16 protein-coding genes are annotated in these 17,550 nt (G+C 59.9%); 3 read left to right on the top strand and 13 right to left on the bottom strand.

The window, feature by feature from the left end:
- Positions 1-268 precede the first annotated feature (268 nt).
- Positions 269-1,117, top strand: coding sequence for an enoyl-CoA hydratase/isomerase family protein (locus E1573_RS08445; RefSeq protein WP_218568367.1), 849 nt, complete (start codon positions 269-271; stop codon positions 1,115-1,117).
- Positions 1,118-1,218: 101 nt separating this feature from the next.
- On the opposite strand, the gene E1573_RS08440 is transcribed toward E1573_RS08445, so the two are convergent.
- From E1573_RS08440 to E1573_RS08400, 9 genes are all read right to left on the bottom strand, one after another.
- Positions 1,219-1,710 (bottom strand): MaoC family dehydratase N-terminal domain-containing protein, encoded by a 492-nt coding sequence (locus tag E1573_RS08440; RefSeq protein WP_133212534.1) that lies wholly within the window; start codon positions 1,708-1,710, stop codon positions 1,219-1,221.
- A gap of 10 nt (positions 1,711-1,720) precedes the next feature.
- Positions 1,721-2,905, bottom strand: coding sequence for an acyl-CoA dehydrogenase family protein (locus tag E1573_RS08435; RefSeq protein WP_133212532.1), 1,185 nt, complete (start codon positions 2,903-2,905; stop codon positions 1,721-1,723).
- Between the two features lie 53 nt (positions 2,906-2,958).
- Positions 2,959-4,659 carry an AMP-binding protein gene (locus tag E1573_RS08430; RefSeq protein WP_133212530.1) on the bottom strand — a complete coding sequence of 567 codons (1,701 nt, stop codon included), beginning with the start codon at positions 4,657-4,659 and terminating at the stop codon, positions 2,959-2,961.
- Positions 4,660-4,792: 133 nt separating this feature from the next.
- A complete protein-coding gene (locus E1573_RS08425) occupies positions 4,793-5,626 on the bottom strand; it encodes an SDR family NAD(P)-dependent oxidoreductase (protein ID WP_133212528.1) in 834 nt (277 codons plus the stop codon).
- A 109-nt stretch (positions 5,627-5,735) separates the two neighbouring features.
- Complete coding sequence (locus E1573_RS08420; protein ID WP_133212526.1) at positions 5,736-6,566, bottom strand: SDR family NAD(P)-dependent oxidoreductase; 831 nt, start codon at positions 6,564-6,566, stop codon at positions 5,736-5,738.
- Between the two features lie 32 nt (positions 6,567-6,598).
- Complete coding sequence (locus E1573_RS08415; RefSeq protein WP_133212524.1) at positions 6,599-7,018, bottom strand: MaoC family dehydratase; 420 nt, start codon at positions 7,016-7,018, stop codon at positions 6,599-6,601.
- Between the two features lie 10 nt (positions 7,019-7,028).
- On the bottom strand, positions 7,029-7,466 hold the full coding sequence (locus tag E1573_RS08410) for a MaoC family dehydratase N-terminal domain-containing protein (protein ID WP_133212522.1): 438 nt from the start codon (positions 7,464-7,466) through the stop codon (positions 7,029-7,031).
- A 299-nt stretch (positions 7,467-7,765) separates the two neighbouring features.
- Positions 7,766-9,274: a methyl-accepting chemotaxis protein gene (locus E1573_RS08405; RefSeq protein WP_371925142.1), complete on the bottom strand. Its 1,509-nt coding sequence runs from the start codon at positions 9,272-9,274 to the stop codon at positions 7,766-7,768.
- Between the two features lie 417 nt (positions 9,275-9,691).
- The gene (locus E1573_RS08400) at positions 9,692-10,474 is read right to left on the bottom strand and encodes an AraC family transcriptional regulator (protein ID WP_133212518.1); all 783 of its coding nucleotides are present in this window, start codon (positions 10,472-10,474) and stop codon (positions 9,692-9,694) included.
- A 222-nt stretch (positions 10,475-10,696) separates the two neighbouring features.
- Between E1573_RS08400 and E1573_RS08395 the strand changes: the two genes are divergently transcribed.
- The gene (locus tag E1573_RS08395) at positions 10,697-11,983 is read left to right on the top strand and encodes a flavohemoglobin expression-modulating QEGLA motif protein (protein ID WP_133212516.1); all 1,287 of its coding nucleotides are present in this window, start codon (positions 10,697-10,699) and stop codon (positions 11,981-11,983) included.
- Here the strand turns inward: E1573_RS08395 and E1573_RS08390 are convergent.
- Positions 11,928-12,584 (bottom strand): dTMP kinase, encoded by a 657-nt coding sequence (locus E1573_RS08390; protein ID WP_133212514.1) that lies wholly within the window; start codon positions 12,582-12,584, stop codon positions 11,928-11,930. The two genes, E1573_RS08395 and E1573_RS08390, sit on opposite strands and share 56 nt — an antisense overlap.
- Positions 12,585-12,706: 122 nt before the next feature.
- Positions 12,707-13,918 (bottom strand): sodium/glutamate symporter, encoded by a 1,212-nt coding sequence (gltS, locus tag E1573_RS08385; protein ID WP_133212512.1) that lies wholly within the window; start codon positions 13,916-13,918, stop codon positions 12,707-12,709.
- 391 nt (positions 13,919-14,309) lie between these two features.
- Here gltS and E1573_RS08380 point away from each other — a divergent pair, with 391 nt between their 5' ends.
- The gene (locus tag E1573_RS08380; RefSeq protein ID WP_133212510.1) at positions 14,310-15,341 is read left to right on the top strand and encodes a hypothetical protein; all 1,032 of its coding nucleotides are present in this window, start codon (positions 14,310-14,312) and stop codon (positions 15,339-15,341) included.
- Positions 15,342-15,362: 21 nt separating this feature from the next.
- On the opposite strand, the gene E1573_RS08375 is transcribed toward E1573_RS08380, so the two are convergent.
- Entirely contained in the window at positions 15,363-15,785 is a 423-nt protein-coding gene (locus E1573_RS08375) for a hypothetical protein (protein WP_133212508.1), read from the bottom strand.
- A 75-nt stretch (positions 15,786-15,860) separates the two neighbouring features.
- Positions 15,861-17,444 (bottom strand): methyl-accepting chemotaxis protein, encoded by a 1,584-nt coding sequence (locus E1573_RS08370; protein WP_133212506.1) that lies wholly within the window; start codon positions 17,442-17,444, stop codon positions 15,861-15,863.
- Positions 17,445-17,550: the final 106 nt, after the last annotated feature.

Here is a 17,550-nt window from a genome sequence, read left to right as displayed (position 1 = left end):
AGTCGACATGCTGCAAGCCGGCAATGGCGCGCACCCTCCCCAGGTTGGGGAGGTGACGGTCTGGCGATGTGTCTGCGCCTGCCCTCTTGAGCGTGTGCAGACGCGCCTCCCCACCCTTGGGGGGGCTCATTCGGCCTCGCGCTCTGCAACCTTCTAGCCCATGCCGCGCCATGGCGCCAAAGCAGCGCAGGCACCTCCCTTTCAGCGCGCCAGCGGACCGACACACAGCAAAAGCCCAACACATTGGCTTTCAGCCAGGAGGTAAACCTTGAGTGGATCGACTATCCAGGACATTGCCCTGCGGGAGTCCCGTCTAACCATCGCCAACGGCATCGCCGAATTCAGCCACCAGCGCCCCAAGGCCCGCAATGCGATTTCCACCGACCTGATCGAAGACTACGGCGAGCTGATTGACCGCATCCATGCCGACCGCTCGATTCTCGGGCTGATCATTACCGGGTCTGGCGGCAGCTTCTGTGCAGGTGGCGATATCGGTAGCATGCGTGACCGGCAAGCCTGCACTGATCCTGACATTATCGGGGCCGATTTCGTTCGGCGCCGACTGGATCGCGCCCATCGCATGCTCAAACAACTGCGCGAACTGGATGTGCCGGTCATTGCAGCGGTCGATGGCCCGGCCTACGGTGCCGGCTTTGGCCTGGCGTTACAGGCCGATTTTATCCTCGCCTCGGAGCGTGCCTCGTTCTGCTTGTCATTCGCCCGTATAGGCGCAGTACCTGATTGGGGAACTGCTTATACACTGCCGCGTATTGTCGGCATGGCCAGGGCCAAGGAGTTAGTCCTGACAGCGCGCCGGGTCGACGCAAAAGAGGCGCTTGCGCTGGGCATCGCCCTCTCGGTTCACCCGACCGATGAACTGTCGGCGCAAGCACACGCCATGGCGCGACGTCTGGCTGCAGGTCCGCGCGAGGCCTTTGGCCTTGCCAAGCGCATGCTCAATAGCAGCTTCGAGACCGAGTACGCAACGCTGGCGGCGCTGGAGGGTACTGCTCAGGCAGTCTGCTTGAGTTCGGACTATCACCAGCGCGCCGTTGCCCGCTTCATGCAGGGTGAACCATCACTCTACGACTGGGATCACCCTGCTAACGCCGAGTGATCATTGCGCCCAGACGTGCCCCGCGATTGCGGTGTATCACATACATCGCATCGCGGGGCACGTCCCGCACGCACCGCGAGATGGCCTCAAGGCCAGCTTTTTTAACCTTGCAGCGCAGCCGTCTCACGCACGCTCATCAGCCGCAGTGGGCAGTAGGTCAGCACCGTCTGACCACGTTGGTTGACCACTTCGTTGCGGGTACGCACCAGGCCACGTGAGGGATTGGAGGTCAGGCGATGCTCGATCACCTCGCTCTTTACATACAGGGTATCGCCGACCACCGTTGGCCCCTGGATTTCCAGGGTGGTGCCAAGGAACGCCAGGCCAGCGACCTGGAACGACGGCGTGGTCAACCCTTCGGCGAAGGTGTAGACCAGCGCGCCCGGCACCACGCGCCCGGTGATCGACATGTTGGCGCGATCATCGGGATCGGCGTTGGCGAACAGCTCCTCGCCCAGCCAGGCCAGATTGACGAAGTTGACCAGGTCTGTTTCGGTCACCGTGCGCTTGCGCGAATGAAAGCGCGTGCCTATGGGCAGATCGTCCCAGTAGATATCCACTTCAAGGGACAGCAATTGCGGGTGCAGGCTCATTACAGATACCTCAATAGGACTTGGGCAGGCCGAGGACCTTCTCGGCGATGAAACACATGATCATTTCGCGGCTGACCGGCGCGATGCGTGCCATCATCGCTTCGCGCAGGTAGCGCTCGACGTGGTATTCCTTCGCGTAGCCATAGCCGCCATGGGTCAGCACGGCAGTCTCGCAGGCCTTGAAACAGGCTTCGGCAGCCAGGTACTTGGCCGCGCCAGCCTCGACACCGCACTCTTCGCCGCGGTCGAACTTGGCAGCCGCCTGGAAGGTCATCAGATTGGCCGCTTCCAGCTCCATCCAGGCTTTGGCCAACGGGTGCTGGATGCCCTGGTTTTTGCCGATCGGACGGTCGAAGACGATGCGCTCCTTGGCGTATTGTGTGGCGCGGGCCAGTGCCGCACGCCCCAGGCCGACCGATTCGGCGGCGGCGAGGATGCGCTCGGCATTCATACCGTGAAGGATGTACTTGAAGCCCTTGCCCTCTTCACCGATGCGATCCTCAACCGGGACGCGCAGGTTGTCGATGAACAGCTGATTGGTGTCCACCGCCTTGCGCCCCATCTTGTCGATTTCGTGCACTTCAATACAACTGCGATCGAAGTCGGTGTAGAACAGACTCAGGCCTTCAACCTTGCTCTTCACCTCCTCCAGCGGCGTGGTACGCGCCAGTATCAGCATCTTCTCGGCGACTTGGGCGGTCGAGATGAAGGTCTTCTGGCCATTGACGATGTAGTGATCGCCGTCACGCACCGCTCGGGTTTTCAACTGGGTGGTGTTAAGGCCGGTGTTTGGCTCGGTAACCACGAAACAGGTTCGGTCCTTGCCAGCAATCAGCGGCGCCAGCATGCGGTGCTTCTGTTCCTCGGTGCCAAATACCACCACCGGGTTGAGGCCAAAGATATTCATGTGTACTGCCGAACCACCGCTAAACCCAGCGCCGGACTCGACCACGGCTTGCATCATCACCGCCGCTTCGGTGATGCCCAAGCCGGAGCCGCCATACGCTTCGGGAATGCAGATACCCAGCCAGCCCTCTTGGGCCAGGGCAAGGTGGAAATCTGTCGGAAACCCACCTTCGCGGTCTTTTTCCAGCCAGTATTCAGCGTCGAACCGTTCGCAGATTTTCAGCACGGCATCGCGGATTTCGCGGTGTTCGGGCGACAGGTTGGAGGTGCTCGATTCTAGGTAGATCATACTGAAGTCTCGTCTCGCAAAAGACCGGGTATCACGCCCGGCAAATGGATGGTTCAGACCACTACACCGCGCAGCGCGCGATCGCGCTCGTCCTGCTGCTGTTGCAGATCACGCCAGAGGGTCTTGCCGGTGGCTGTTTTGGGCAGGCTGTCGACGAATTCGACGATGCGCGGCACCTTGTAGGCCGACAGACGCCCACGTGCCCACTCGCTTAGTTCGTCTTCCTTGAGCGTGCCGCGTGCTGTCGGACGCAAGATGACGAAGGCTTTCACGGTCTCGCCGCGCTTGGCGTCGTAAGCAGAGATCACGCAGGCTTCCTGTACCGCCGGGTGCGCATACAGGGCGTTCTCGACTTCAGCGGGCCATACCTTGTGGCCTGAAGCGTTGATCATTCGCTTGAGACGGTCAGAGATGTAGAAGTAACCGTCTTCGTCGTAGTAGCCAATGTCTCCGCTACGCAGGAATGGCTTGCCGTCAATCTCAATGAACGATTCACGGGTTGCCTCGGGTTTGTTCCAGTAACCGGCGAACACGATGGGTGAGTTCATGACGATCTCACCCGGTTGGTTCGCCCCAAGTTCTTCACCGCTGTGTGGGTCGATAACCCGCGCATCGGTGTTGATGTAAGGAACGCCACCGCACTGCAGCCGCGCCGAATGCGGCGGATTGACATGGGTCGCTCCGCAGGTCTCGGACATCCCGTAGCTTTCGATCGGCGTCAGCTTCAGTCGCTCCTTGATGCGCTGTGCCAGGGCCTCGGGCATGGCCGTCGCGCCGACGTACAGACGCTCGAGCGAAGCCAGGTTGCGCTGCTCGATATCTGGCCGGGCCATCAGTTCTGCCAGCATCGGCGTCACGGCGGCCCAGCTGTTCACGCCGCAGCGTTCAATGAGTTCCAGAGCAGTGTCGACATTCCAGCGCGACAGAATGGCCAGCGTCTGGCCGTTGCACATGGCCAGGTTCATGACGAACATTCCGCCCATATGGTTGACCGGCATCACCAGCATCGCGGTGAAATGTGACCCTTCTTTCAACCAAAGCGCGCGCTGGCGAATGTTGTAGTTGAAATTGCGATGCGTGAGCATCGCGCCCTTGGGCTTGCCGGTGGTGCCCGAGGTGTAGGCGATCACCGCCAGGTCTGAGGCACTGCCGTGCAGCGGCAAAGGAGCGATGCCGGCAGCGAGCGCTGCGCTGAACTCGTGCAGCTTGGCATGCGATTGCACCCGGCGCGGCTCACGCACGAAATCAGGAATGTCCAGGTACGGGGTGTTCTGTTGGCAGCCAGCGAACTCGGAAGTGGCCCCGATGATGCAACCGCGCAGAAAATCTTCGTTCAGCAGCGGTTGCACCCGCTCGAAGATCTCCTGAGTGGTGACCAGCACGCGCGCACCGGAGTCTTCGAAGTAATAGGAAATCTCTTCAGTCGTGCTCATCGCGTTGATCGCCACCACGATGGCACCACAGCGCAGGGCAGCGTAGTAGGCAATGACGAACTGCGGGCAGTTCTGCATCAGCAGCACGATGCGGTCGCCGTGTTGCACTTCGAAGTGCTGTTGCAGATAGCCGGCAAGCATCAGGCTGGCGTTGTACAACTGCTGGTAGCTGATCTCGCGGCCATAGTAGTAAAGCGCCGTCTTGGCAGGGGACGCTTTGGCACTGTCCTCGAGCAGGCTGAACAAGTGGCGATCCTGGACTTCCAGGGTGTGGGGAACGCCTTCCGGCCAATGGGCATAGTGCCGAGTCAGTCGTGGCATGACAACGCGTCTCCGAATCAGAGTCCGTCAGGCAATCGCCTTGCACTGGGCGGATCCGCCGGACGAAAAGAACTAAGGCTTATTGTTGTATTGAGGTACATGCCGGAAGCCCGGCATGTACGCAGCGCTGCCGTCAGAAACCGCCGCGACCACCGCCGCAGATGATGGTCTGACCAGTGACGTAGTTGGACTCGGGAATGCAGAACATGTACACCGAGCCGGCCGCCTCTTCGATAGTGCCCATGCGCCCCATCGGAATCTGCGCCGCCGCAGCCGCTGCCTTTTCCTCCGGAATGCCGACACGCAGTTCGCGCCCCTCGACGGTTACCGTCTTCACCTCGCCAGCCGGGACGAATTGGGTCAAACGGGTCTCAATGGCGGCGAACGCCACACAGTTGACGTTGACCAGCATGCGCCCCCACTCCTTGGACAAGGTCTTGGTCATGCCGATGACGCCCGCCTTGGCCGACGAGTAGTTGGCCTGGCCGACGTTGCCCTGGGTACCGGCAATGGAAGAGATATTGACCACCTTGCGGAACACTTCCTGACCGGCTTCGGCTTCTTGCTTGTGAGCTTCCTTGAAGTACGGGTAAGCGGCGCGCAACAGCAGGAAAGGCGCCTTCAGGTGGCAGTCGATGATGGCATCCCACTGCTCGTCGGACATCCGCTGGATCACGTTGTCCCAGGTGTAGCCGGCGTTGTTGACGATGATGTCGATGCGGCCGAACGCATCCAGCGCAGTCTTCACGCAGCGCTCGCCGAAGTCGGCTGCGGCAACGTTACCGCAGCAAGCGACGGCGTCGGTGCCCAGGGCGCGAATTTCAGCGATCACTTCTTCAGCCGGATCGACGTCCAGGTCGTTGACCACGACCTTCGCGCCCTGACTCGCCAGTTTGAGCGCCACGGCGCGACCGATGCCTCGGCCGGAACCGGTGACGATGGCAACTTTACCTTCGAGAGTACCCATTGATTTTCTCCCAGACATTTATACAGGCGGCCTACGCCGCACTCGGTAGGTCGGCTGGCGGGGCCTGCGAAAGCCGTTGACGGCTAAAGCGACAGCCACGCCGCTGCAATCAGAGGTGACCGAAGCCACCACCACAAACGATGGTTTGGCCGGAAACGTAGTTGGCTTCCGGCAGGCAGAGCATGACCACCGAACCGGCAGCTTCTTGCGGGGTGCCTGGGCGGCCCAGTGGGATCATCTGGCTTGCACCTGCGAGCCGGTCCTGCTGAATACCGACCTTGATCTCGCGGCCTTCAATGTTCACGGTTTTGCTGTCGTCGCCAGCCAGGGCCTGGGTCAGGCGGGTTTCGATCAGGCCGAAGGCAACGGCGTTGACGTTGACCTTCATCCGGCCCCATTCCTTGGAAAGGGTCTTGGTCATGCCGAGGATGCCGGCTTTAGCGGAGGAGTAGTTGGTCTGCCCGGCATTGCCGCCGGAGGCAGTGGAAGAAATGTTGACGATCTTGCGGAAGATTTCTTTGCCTTCAGCGGCTTCACGCTTGGCGGCGGCGCTGATGAAGGGCTGGGCAGCACGCAGGATGCGAAATGGTGCGGTCAGATGACAGTCGATGATCGCGTACCACTGCTCGTCGGTCATCTTCTGGATGACGTTGTCCCAGGTGAAACCAGCGTTATTGACGATGATGTCGATGCCACCGAAGTTCTGCACGGCGGTACCCACAAAGCGCTCGGCGAAATCAGGTGCGGTCACACTGCCTACGCAGGCAACAGCCTCGCCACCGAGACCACGGATCTCGGCAACCACTTCCTCAGCCGGCGAGGCGTCCAGATCATTGACGACAATTCTGGCGCCATAAGCGGCCAGTTGCAGCGCGACTTCGCGACCGATTCCGCGGCCAGAGCCCGTAACCAGGGCGACTTTACCTTCGAGCTTTCTCATTGTTCTGCTCCTATCCATCTAAATAACTGCTATCAGGCCAGTGCGACCACGGCTTCGCCGGCAAGCTTCTCTACGCCGAATTGATTACCGCAGCGGATCTGCAGGCGCACACGCTTCTCGCCGTTCTCTTCGAACTTTTCGACGATCCTGCCGGTGCAGGTCGGGATGTTGTACAGGTGAGTGATACCGGTGAAGCGCATCGAAAGGCTGCGCAACTGCGACTGTGGAACCCAGTTGGTCAGCAAACGGCCGAGGTAGGCAGCAGACAGCATGCCGTGGGCAAACACGTCGGGCTGGCGCGCCTTGCGGGCGAAGTCGACATCGATATGGATCGGGTTGTGGTCGGCGGAAGCGCCGGCATACAACGCCAGGGTGGTACGATTGATCGCGCCCACAGTCAGCATGGGGATTTCATCGCCGACCTGGACGTCGGAAAACAGTACGTTGCTCATCGTGTGCTCCTTAGCGCTGAACGAGAGAGGCACGGACGTCAGCGATATGCTCCCCGTCCTGGTTAGTCACGCGGTAGTTGAAGACCACGAACTGCAGGGCACCGCCCTTCTTTTCGTACACGTCTGCGATTTCCCCGTCGAACGTCAGGGTGTCACCGGCGTAGGCCATCTTGTGGTAAGCGAAACTCTGCTCGGCGTGGAGGATGCGGGCCAGGTCGAAATTGAGCATCTGCAGGCTGGCGCTCAGGTCACGCAGTTCGCTTTCAAGGCACTTGAGGAAGGTCGGAGCAACCGGTAGCGACTTGTGCCCTGCGGCTTTGGCTGCAGCTTCGTCGGTGTAGATCGGATCGGTTTCGCCGATGGCCTTTGCAAAGAAGCGCAAGCGACCTTTTTCAATCTCGATGCTCTTGGCACCAAGCTTGTGCCCTATCAGACTCTTGTCTGCCATTTCTCTACTGTCCTCTTCTGGAGACATGCGCGATCAGCGCGCGGGGTGTGGCGACCACATGCGTCGTCATTGAGCAGAAGCTTGCAATGCGCTAAACAGCAATTGCCCCCCAAGGGTGGGGAGGTGGCCGGCTACGGGGCGCTCTCGCGCCCAGCGTCACCACTGCAACCGAGTGAGAAGCGAGCCCGTGAAAAGAAGGTCATGAGCATGAACAGGTTGCTGGTTTCTCCGGGACCGATCCCGGAGAACTAGCGCAGTGAATGGCTGACGAAGGTCAAACATCACCTACCGCACTGGGGTCACGTACGAAAACGTGCCACCAGGCCGTCCAGGTCAACGGCAAGGCGAGAGAGTTCCTGGCTGGCAGCGCTGGTCTGATTCGCACCCGCTGACGTCTTATGGGACAGGTCCCTGATGTTGACCAGGTTGCGATCTACATCCCTTGCGACTTGGGCCTGTTCTTCGGTAGCACTGGCAATCACCAGGTTACGTTCGTTGATTTGCGCAATGGCCTGGGCAATTTCGTTCAGTGCCTCGCCAGCAGCCTGGGCAAGCACAAGCGTCGATTGCGCGCGGGTCTTGCTGCCCTGCATGGCGCTGACAGTCTGCTCAGTTCCGTTCTCGATCTTGCTGATCATCTGCTCGATCTGCTCTGTCGATTGCTGGGTGCGATGTGCCAACGCACGCACTTCATCGGCGACGACGGCAAAGCCTCTGCCTTGTTCACCCGCGCGAGCGGCCTCAATCGCAGCATTGAGCGCCAACAGGTTGGTTTGCTCGGCCACCGCGCGAATCACCCCCAGTACCTGGCCAATCTCACGGACATTGGTCGCCAGGTGCTCGACTTCGGCGGCTGTCGAGGCCACGTCCAGCGTCAGGTGAGTGATGGACTCGACGGTCTGACGTACCTGCCCTTGCCCATCCTGAGCGATGCTATCGGTCTGCTTGGACGCCTCAGAAGTGCTCACCGCATTACGCGCAACCTCTTCCACGGCGCTGGTCATTTCGGTGACGGCGGTGGCCGCAAGTTCAACCTCGTTGTATTGCTGCTCAAGGCCTCTGGTTGCATCCGCCGTCACCGAATGCAGCTCTTCTGAAGCAGAGGCAAGCTGGCGGGACGACTGTGCAATGTGGCGGATGGTCTCGCGCAAATGGTGCTGCATGTCTTTGAGTGAACGTAGCAAGCTGGCCGGTTCGTCCCGGCCCTGTACATCAATGGCCTGAGTCAAATCTCCTGAAGCCACTGTCCTTGCCACCTCGACGGCCTGCGTCAGTGGTCGGACGATACTGCGTGTCAACACAATCGCCAGCCCCACCGTCAGTGCAAGCGAGGCCAGCAACAATGCAAACACTATGCGCGTTGCCTGATCGAACACCTGATCACTGCGCTCCGAAGCTGCCGCGGCGCCACGTTTGTTGAGGGTAATCAGCCCCATCAATTGCGCGGTCATGCGGTCTGCGTGTTCGCTCAATGGCCCTTCGGTGATCTGTGCGGCTTCGTCTTTTTTGCCGTTCAAGGTAAGGTTTTCCACCGACAACTGCGCCTGCAGGTACAGCGCTTTACTGGCCAGAAACGCTTGGTAGGCCGCCCGCTCCGAGTCGGAGGTCAACAGTGACGTGTAGGTTTTTTCGGCGGCCTGAAGGTCACGCTTGGCACTGGCGATGCGCTGACGGGTATCTTCGCGTGCCGAGGCACTTTGCATGAGTTGCAGCCGCAGCGTCAGCGCCCTGACCCGGGAAACCGCAACAGCCATATCGTTGACCGCCACCAGCGAAGGTAACCAGTCGCGGTCAATTTCTTCGGACATCATATCCATCCGTTTCATCTGGGCGAGGCTGAGCCCCCCAAGGTGATGGTAAGTAACGCCAGCAAGGTAAATCCCATGGCCAGCCGCAACCCGATCCCCATGTTTCTTATCAGCATCGTTGTCTCCGAGATTTATTGTTATTTGCGAAGCACCGTCGCATCGGTCCACTCAAAGGCATCCCTGCTCTCCTGAACTTATTCAGGGCGATGCCGTAAGGGCACCCCCTGTGAGAGGTGGGTAATGTGAGTGAGGGGCCTTTTTGTGCTGGCACGGATGCTCAGCGCTTAGCGTTGAATCGCGAAGTACAGCAGGCATTGCAGGCGGGCTGCCAAGAGCGGTGGTTTGATTGCAGAGGCTCCCTGCCTCTGCAATCTGGCCTGCTACCACTGATGTGTGTAGGTAGCGGTCAGCAGCTATCTATGCGCCAGACATCGAGCGATAGCTCGCCGGTGAAGCACCCATCACTTTACGGAACGCATTGCTCAGGTGGGCCTGGTCGAAGAAACCCAGTTCGGCAGCGATGTGTGCCGGCGCATCGCCAAGGCGCAGACGCCGACGTGCTTCGATCAGGCGCAGCTGCTTGAGGTATTGCATAGGAGGAAGGCTTTTCAGGGCCTTGAAGCTTCGCACCAGATGGAACCTGGACAGGTTGGCTTCGCTACACAAGTCTTCAAGCGTGATCGTTTCGTACAGGTTGGCCTTCATGAAATGGATCAAGTGCGCCACCCGCAATGGCTCCTTTGCAGTGTGTGGCACGGTGCGAACACGCGACAGCTCGCTGAGCAACACCAGCAATGCCTCGTCACGGTCGCCAGAGCCTAGTTGCGCATACAGGTCGAGGATCGAGCGGAACAGTGCACTGTTCTGGATCACCCCCTCCTGAAATGTGGGCAGGCCATTGGCGCTCGTGGTCGGGTCGAGAATGCTGCGTACCTGCTGCCCATCCAGGTGCACGCTGATGAACTGTGCGCCCTTCTCGCAAAACGCCGACGCCTGCACGGTCATTGGGTTGTAAAGCGTGACTTCGCCCGCGTGCACCTCTTGCTGTTTGCCGTTGTACCAGATGCGCTCAACCCCGCTGAGGTTCGCGCTGATTACATACTCTTCATGGGTATGCTTGGGGTAGCGGGTCGCACGGGCATTGACCTTGGCGCATTCGATACGCTCGAAGCAGGTCAGGTTTTCCATTACCAACGTCATCGGGCTGCCTTCTTGCAGGAAAATAAGGTGCCTGTCACACCCTCATATGCCAACCGATGCATCACGGCATGACATCAAAGCGCTGAGTTTGTAGGCAGGAAGTATGCCAAGGATTGCTCAACCGTTGCGCGAGGTGATCCAAGCTCTGCCTCAGCGACTTCACGAGGGTGAGTAACGGACTACGCTGAGGTGAATGGCCTTTCGACTTTCAAGGTAACTGTCATGCGTGGCCTGTCGCTACCTGAACTTGATGCCGCGTTACCCGCCTTAACGCGCAAGATCCGTGTGCTCGACGCGCTGGCATGGCCCGACGGTGTCGAGGAGGTTTTCCTCGCCCAATGGCGCAGCGGCAAGGCGCAACTCCCCAAGGTCACATTCACCCCGCGCGAACACGGCGCCGACATCGCAGCGCTGGATAGCTTTGTCGAACAGTGCGACTTGGGCCATCCGGCAGGTCGTTTCCTCGCCAGGACTGCGCAGAGTTATGCCACAGCCGGGCGCATGTTGGGCGCTATGGGCACCCCCGCGTTCACCCGCTACTCGTCGGCGCTATACCGCCGCCCGGACTTTTATTACCCCAAGCAAAAGCTGAGCATGCTCGACGCTGCGCATTTCTTTCTGAAAACCACCGATGCCCTGCTGGGTGGCAACTGTATTGCGCCCAGCCCGGCTGAAATACCGGCCGATGTGTTCGCCGCCTGGCTGCAACCGGAGCTGGACCGTTTTTTTGGTGCAGGCAAGATCAGCATCAAGCTTGACCCTGACCTGGCCGCCAAGGCCATAGCCGGGACAAGCCGGATTCGCCTGCGTGCCAGCGCCTTGTTCAGCGAGCTGGACAAGCAGCAGTTGCTGCAGCATGAGGCGTTTGTGCATGTGGCCACCGCGCAGAACGGTACACAACAACCCAACCTCAAGTGCCTGGCTTTAGGGGCGCCGCGCACCACCCAGACGCAAGAAGGCATTGCCACCCTGGCCGAGCTGCTTACCGGCAGTATGGATATCAACCGCCTGCGGCGTCTTGCCTTGCGCGTGCTTGCTGTGCAGCAGGCGCTCGATGGTGCCGACTTCATTCAGGTGTTTGAGGGGTTTCTCAACGCGGGCCAGTCTGCGGAAGAATCCTTTCGCTCGACCCAACGCATTTTCCGCGGTGCCGACGTGCGTGGGGGTACAGCGTTCACCAAGGATGCCGCCTACCTGACCGGGTTGCTCGGTGTGCACACGTTGTTGCGTGTTGCGATCCGCGACAACCGCCCGCAACTGGTCGGGCATTTGTTTGCCGGGCGCCTGAGCCTGGGCGACACCCTGCATCTGGCGCCGCTGTTCGAGTCGGGTTGGCTGGTGGGGCCGACCTATATTCCGGCCTGGGCCAGCGACCTGCGGCGGCTCGCCGCCAACCTTGCGTTTTCTGCGTTTATCGCCAGGGTCAAACTGGATGTGCTCGATCTGCAGCAGTTCATGGCGTTTGAAGACGAGCACGAAATGGATAGCAGTTCCCTGGGCGCCGAATGACGTCTTGGATTTGGGCAACCACCTGCGCTGTTGCCGCTTCAATCGTGCCTTCATTACGACACAACGCCCAGCCGTGCGCTGTCACTGCCTGCTCGAACGCCTGGGTGCAGGCGACATGCTCGTCATGTTTGTGCATCACCGTACTGCCCAGCCCACGTGATCGTGCTGCCGCCCTCGCCCATGAAATATCAGGGTTGGTTACAACGCCAACGTGCAGGTCTGGTACGCGCACGTTTCGATCCATGTTCAGTTGAAGAATCTCAGTAAACGGCAGTATCCGGCGAAACGCGGCGTCAGACGGGTACCAGCGATCAATCAAGATGATGCTGTCTGCTGGTTGCGCAGTCAGCACATTTTCGCAAATCCAGGCGCGGCTATCGGCCAGACGCTGACACACCTCCAGTTCCAGCGCCCGGGAGGGGTTTCTGACGAGTTGGTTGACGAGGCCCATTGTTTCACCTCGAAACGGATCGCTTTTCTTCTCGCAAAGGCGGATCACCTTCTTGTTATCGGCCCGCAGTGCTTTGGTAACCGCCTCCAACAAAGTGGTTTTACCAGTGCCCTTGGGCCCATCCAGAGAAACGAACAGCGGACGATTCATGCTTCAACATCTCGGGTTACAGCCGCCTATACACCGCGGTCATTGCCCCTATGTTAATCAAACACGGCGTTCAGTGCTTGCGGGTCTACAAGCACTGAACCAACCCTACCCGCCCGTGGCCGTTAAACCGCTCCAGTCAGCAACGGCAACGCCAGATACAGCTTGATAACAATCGCATTGGCAATGTCGATAAAGAACGCGCCCACCATTGGCACCACCAGAAAGGCGATATGCGAAGGTCCGAAGCGCTGGGTGACCGCCTGCATATTGGCAATCGCTGTTGGTGTGGCACCTAAGCCAAAGCCGCAATGCCCGGTCGCCAGCACCACCGCGTCATAGTTGCGCCCCATTACGCGGAAGGTGATGAACATGGCAAACATCGCCATCAGCACTGCCTGGGCGGTCAGCAGAATGAAGATCGGCAGCGCCAACGCCGCCAGATCCCACAGTTTCAACGACATCAACGCAATGGCCAGGAACAGTGACAAGCTGACATTGCCCAACACCGACACTTCATGCTCGAACACCTTGTGCGCGCCAAGCGCTGCCAGGCCGTTGCGCAGCACCACACCTACAAACAGCACGCAGACAAAGGTTGGCAGTTCAAAGGCTGTGCCCTTGAGCCATTCACTCAGGGAGTTACCCGCCAACAGGCTGATGGCGATCAGTGCCAGGGTCTCGATGAAAGTGCCCGGTGTGATCATCCGTCGACGGTTAGGCTGTTCAAAACCCTTTGGGGTGCTGGGCAGTTCACCGCTCACGCCTGGGGTGTCGACGCGTTTGAGCAAGTATTTCGCCACCGGCCCGCCGAGCACTCCGCCCAACACCAGGCCGAAGGTGGCCGAGGCCATCGCCAGTTCAGATGCAGAAGCAACGCCGTATTGCTCAGTGAACACGGAACTCCAGGCAGCGCCGGTGCCGTGACCACCCGACAAGGTGATAGAGCCTGCCAACAAGCCCATCAAGGGGTCGAGGCCCAGCATCATCGCAAGGGATACCCCTAGCGCGTTTTGTACGACCAGTAGCCCGAGCACCACCAGCAGGAAAATGCTCAGCATCCGTCCACCTTTTTTCAGGCTGGCAACGTCAGCGTTCAAGCCAATGGTGGCGAAAAAGGCCAGCATCAGCGGTGTTTGCAAGGAGGTGTCAAAACTCAGGTTGAAGTCGGCAAACACACGCAGCGCAAGCAGTGACACGGCGACCACCAGGCCTCCTGCAACGGGCTCGGGAATATTGTAAGTCCGCAGAAAGCCGACCCGGCGACTCAGTCCACGACCCAGCAAAAGCACCAGGGACGCGGCGACCAAGGTGCCGTAGAAGTCGAGTTGAACCATTGAAATAAGCCTCTGTAGTTATTGTTGCCTGACAATGTTGCGGGCAAGGTCGATCCACCCCGACAAGAGGACACTTGAGGGTTGGGCAACGGTGTTCAGGTTGGCGACCCACTCAACGGCTGGTCAAAGAAACGGCAGATCGTTTGCCCGCGTGAAGGCATGAGCCTTGTCTGGCGCCAGTGCTGCCCGCCAAACCCGGCCATTATTGCTGCACTGCCTGGCCGTCGATGTAGGAACTATTCCCACTCAACAATGGATAACTCTGAAAGCCTTGTGAACGGATAAACAACGGCGCATCAACACGCGCACGCCCCACCCGAGGTTGTCATTCCGATGGCCTTGCACTTCGGCTAGGATGACGCTCCTTCAGACAACTGGACGTCCGATCTTCATGCTCAAACCCTTGGTGGCCTTGACACTCACTTGCGCGGCTGGCTACGCCTGCGCCACAACCACCGAGCTGGCCGGTGTCTGGAAAGGTACCGTCGCAAAGGCCGCGATCACTGCCTGTTTCAATGCCAGCCCCGACAGCAACGGCAGCTACTACTACCAGCGTTTCCTCACCCCTATCCAACTGACCCAGGATAAGGCAAGCGAACCTTGGGTCGAGGACGGCAACACCGGGCTCTGGCAACTGGACGCCCCTCAGGGCAATACGCTGACCGGCACCTGGCGCAAGGCTACAGGCGCCACGCCATTGCCATTGGCGCTGACACGTTCGAGTGCCGAAGGCTGTGGCGGCGACGATTACAACGCGCCAATGGAGGCGGCTCCGCTGCCTGTCAAAGTAGCCAAACACCACTTCGGCGAGCACGCCTATCAGGTCAGAACCCAAGGCGCCCAAGTCACATTGAAGCTGGAGGGCGACAGCCCGGCGATTCGCAAGATCAATCAACAGTTGGCACGCCTGGCTGTCAGCCCCGAGGGCCAGGCAACGTTCTTCACTGAGCGACGCGAATACCTGGGGCGCGACGGCTCCGGCTACACCAGCGAGATCAGCGTTGAGCCCAGCTACTGGTCGTCGGAGTGGATCACCGTGCGGTTTTACCGCTGGGCTGCAGGTTTCGGTCGCAATGGCATCAGTTGGGGGTTTCACACCTGGAACCTGAAAACCGGGGAAAGCGTCGACCCCTGGCGCTGGATCGGTACCCGGTTTGAGTGGTACAGCCCCTACTCCGGGCATGTCAGCCTGCCGAAACATTTCGCCAGCTGGCTGCAGATGCAGGCCCCGGAGGACAGTGAATGCCCCGGCGTGGCGAGCTACGACCTCTACGACCTGACGTTCGACACCCAGGGCATGAAACTGGCCAACCAGGCCACTGGCGATGGTTGTGACGTAGACCTGACCTTCAGTTGGAAGCAACTGGAGCCAGTGCTTTCGGCACAGGGACGGGCAGCCTTGCCAAGCTTGAGGGTGCCGTGATTCGCTCGCTGGGCCGGTGCTTCACATCAAGCAATAGTAGTCACTGACTTCGGCGACAATTTCGCGCTTGGCGTTGTACAGCCGCGCTTCAGGGGTGAGGGCCATCGAGCGGCCCTCCAGCACATAGCGTTGTCCTGCGGTGAAATGTGCGTAGTTGAGCGTCAGGTAGCAGGTACGCACCGTGGTGCCGCCCATGATGCTGATGCCCCCACCGCCTGTTACTTCGTAGTCGAATCTCACCAGCAGCTCATGACTGCCGGGGGTCACCTGGAAAAAACGCCCGTCGCTCAGGCGCTGTTTATCCAGGCGCTCGGCCATCAGTAAGCGGTCGTTGGGAAACGGCGTATAGAGATCAACCCAGGCCATCTGGGGATTTGCGGCGGGTATCGGTGTCTGACAACCCGCCACAACACTGGCGGCAAGCAACAGCGTTATGCAGCGCATGATAAGTATCCCAGGGGGACCATGCCATCAGCATAACGCCGCCGTGGGCCGTTGACCAACGGTGCGGTTAACGGCTCACAGCTTGAATTTGCCTACCAGCGATTGCAGGTGTACGCCCAGACGGGCCAGCTCGACACTCGACGCCGCCGTTTCCTCGCTGGCCGCTGCGGTTTGCTCGGACACGTCACGCACGTTGAGCACGCTGCGGTTGATGTCTTCGGCCACCGCGCTTTGCTGCTCCGACGCGGTTGCGATCTGCAGGTTCATCGACTCGATGGTGGCCACCGAGCGGGTGATGTTCAGCAACGATGTACCCGCGCGACGCGTCAACTCAACGCTGTTGCTGGTCAGGGCGCGGCTGCGTTCAAGAATGTCGCCAACCTGCTGGGTGCCACGGTGCAAACCACCAATCAGCTCTTCGATTTCTTCGGTGGAGGTCTGGGTGCGTTGCGCCAGGCTGCGCACTTCATCGGCGACCACGGCAAAACCGCGCCCTGCTTCACCGGCGCGTGCCGCTTCGATAGCGGCGTTCAACGCCAGCAGGTTGGTTTGCTGAGCAACCGACTTGATCACGTCCAGCACGGTGCCGATCTTGTCGCTTTCACGCTTGAGCTCGGCCATGGCGTTGGTCGAATGCCCTACTTCGCTGTCCAGGTGGGTAATCTGCTCAATGGCCTGATTGACCACGGTGTCACTTTCGCGGGCTTCAAGGCCGGCATTGACGGCAGCATTGGAGGCCTGCTCAGCACTGCGCGCCACTTCCTGGACAGTAGCGGCCATTTCGTTCATCGCGGTCGCGACCTGGTCGGTTTCGACCTTCTGACTGTTGACTCCCGCGCTGGTTTGCTCGGTTACCGCCGACAGTTGTTCGGCAGCGGTGGCGAGCTGCACCACGCCGTCGCGCAAACTGCCGATCAGGTCACGCAGGTTCAAGGTCATGCGCTGCATGCTGGCTTGTAGCGCGCCCAACTCATCACGCCGCGACACCTGGATATCCAGACTCAGGTCGCCATTGGCCACCCGCTCGGCACTTTGCAGCGCAGTCTGCAGCGGCTGGACGATCAGGCGGGTGATCAGCCAGGCCGCCAGGAAGCCAAGCACCAGGGCCAACACCGCAGTGAAGATCAAACGCTGCAGCGACGATTGAACTTCATGATCACGTTTTTTCGTCTGGTTGTTCGACAGCTGTCCGGAGGCGTCCAGCAGGCTTTTGATCTGGGTATCGAGATGCTCCAGGGCCTGATCAGCCTGGGTGTCGTTGCCTGCCCCGATGGCACGGGCATAGTCCTGGAAATAACTACGGTAGCGTTCCACCGCGCTGTCGGCCTGTTCGACGAAGCGCAGATCCTCCGGGTCGGTGAATTGCGTGGCCAGCGCCTCGACCTGAACGCTGAGGTCATCCGTGACGCTGGCCATCTGGGTGGCCTGCTCTGCAGCGGGCGACACGGTGTAATTCAGACGCGCGATGCGCATGTCACGAACCGCTTCATTGATCTGGGCGATATGGCTGAGCTTGGCACTGCGCTCGCCCAGGCTGCTCAACCCTCCCCAGCCGATCCCCGCGACCACAACCGTCAGCAGTAAAACCAGCGCAAAGCCCAGGGTCAGTTTCGATCTCACGCTGATATCAGCCAAGACCTTTGCCATTGCATCGAACATCCGTATTGCCCTTCTATTGCCCTTGCTTGAGAGTGATGGCATTGAGCCATCCGCGGCGCGGGACTATACAACCGGGCAATTGCTACGACAACAAAAGCAGCACGAA

Source organism: Pseudomonas sp. H9, assembly GCF_004353925.1.
Classification (GTDB): Bacteria; Pseudomonadota; Gammaproteobacteria; order Pseudomonadales; family Pseudomonadaceae; genus Aquipseudomonas.
The sequence above is the reverse complement of the archived record's forward strand: the minus strand, read 5'-3'. Positions and strand labels throughout refer to the sequence as shown.

Coding starts and splice junctions, on each gene's coding strand:
- E1573_RS08440 (WP_133212534.1), bottom strand. CDS start 1,710: ATGAGCCTGCACCCGCAATTGCTGTCCCTTGAAGTGGATATCTACTGG.
- E1573_RS08435 (WP_133212532.1), bottom strand. CDS start 2,905: ATGATCTACCTAGAATCGAGCACCTCCAACCTGTCGCCCGAACACCGC.
- E1573_RS08430 (WP_133212530.1), bottom strand. CDS start 4,659: ATGCCACGACTGACTCGGCACTATGCCCATTGGCCGGAAGGCGTTCCC.
- E1573_RS08425 (WP_133212528.1), bottom strand. CDS start 5,626: ATGGGTACTCTCGAAGGTAAAGTTGCCATCGTCACCGGTTCCGGCCGA.
- E1573_RS08420 (WP_133212526.1), bottom strand. CDS start 6,566: ATGAGAAAGCTCGAAGGTAAAGTCGCCCTGGTTACGGGCTCTGGCCGC.
- E1573_RS08415 (WP_133212524.1), bottom strand. CDS start 7,018: ATGAGCAACGTACTGTTTTCCGACGTCCAGGTCGGCGATGAAATCCCC.
- E1573_RS08410 (WP_133212522.1), bottom strand. CDS start 7,466: ATGGCAGACAAGAGTCTGATAGGGCACAAGCTTGGTGCCAAGAGCATC.
- E1573_RS08405 (WP_371925142.1), bottom strand. CDS start 9,274: ATGTCCGAAGAAATTGACCGCGACTGGTTACCTTCGCTGGTGGCGGTC.
- E1573_RS08400 (WP_133212518.1), bottom strand. CDS start 10,474: ATGACGTTGGTAATGGAAAACCTGACCTGCTTCGAGCGTATCGAATGC.
- E1573_RS08395 (WP_133212516.1), top strand. CDS start 10,697: ATGCGTGGCCTGTCGCTACCTGAACTTGATGCCGCGTTACCCGCCTTA.
- E1573_RS08390 (WP_133212514.1), bottom strand. CDS start 12,584: ATGAATCGTCCGCTGTTCGTTTCTCTGGATGGGCCCAAGGGCACTGGT.
- gltS (WP_133212512.1), bottom strand. CDS start 13,918: ATGGTTCAACTCGACTTCTACGGCACCTTGGTCGCCGCGTCCCTGGTG.
- E1573_RS08380 (WP_133212510.1), top strand. CDS start 14,310: ATGCTCAAACCCTTGGTGGCCTTGACACTCACTTGCGCGGCTGGCTAC.
- E1573_RS08375 (WP_133212508.1), bottom strand. CDS start 15,785: ATGCGCTGCATAACGCTGTTGCTTGCCGCCAGTGTTGTGGCGGGTTGT.
- E1573_RS08370 (WP_133212506.1), bottom strand. CDS start 17,444: ATGTTCGATGCAATGGCAAAGGTCTTGGCTGATATCAGCGTGAGATCG.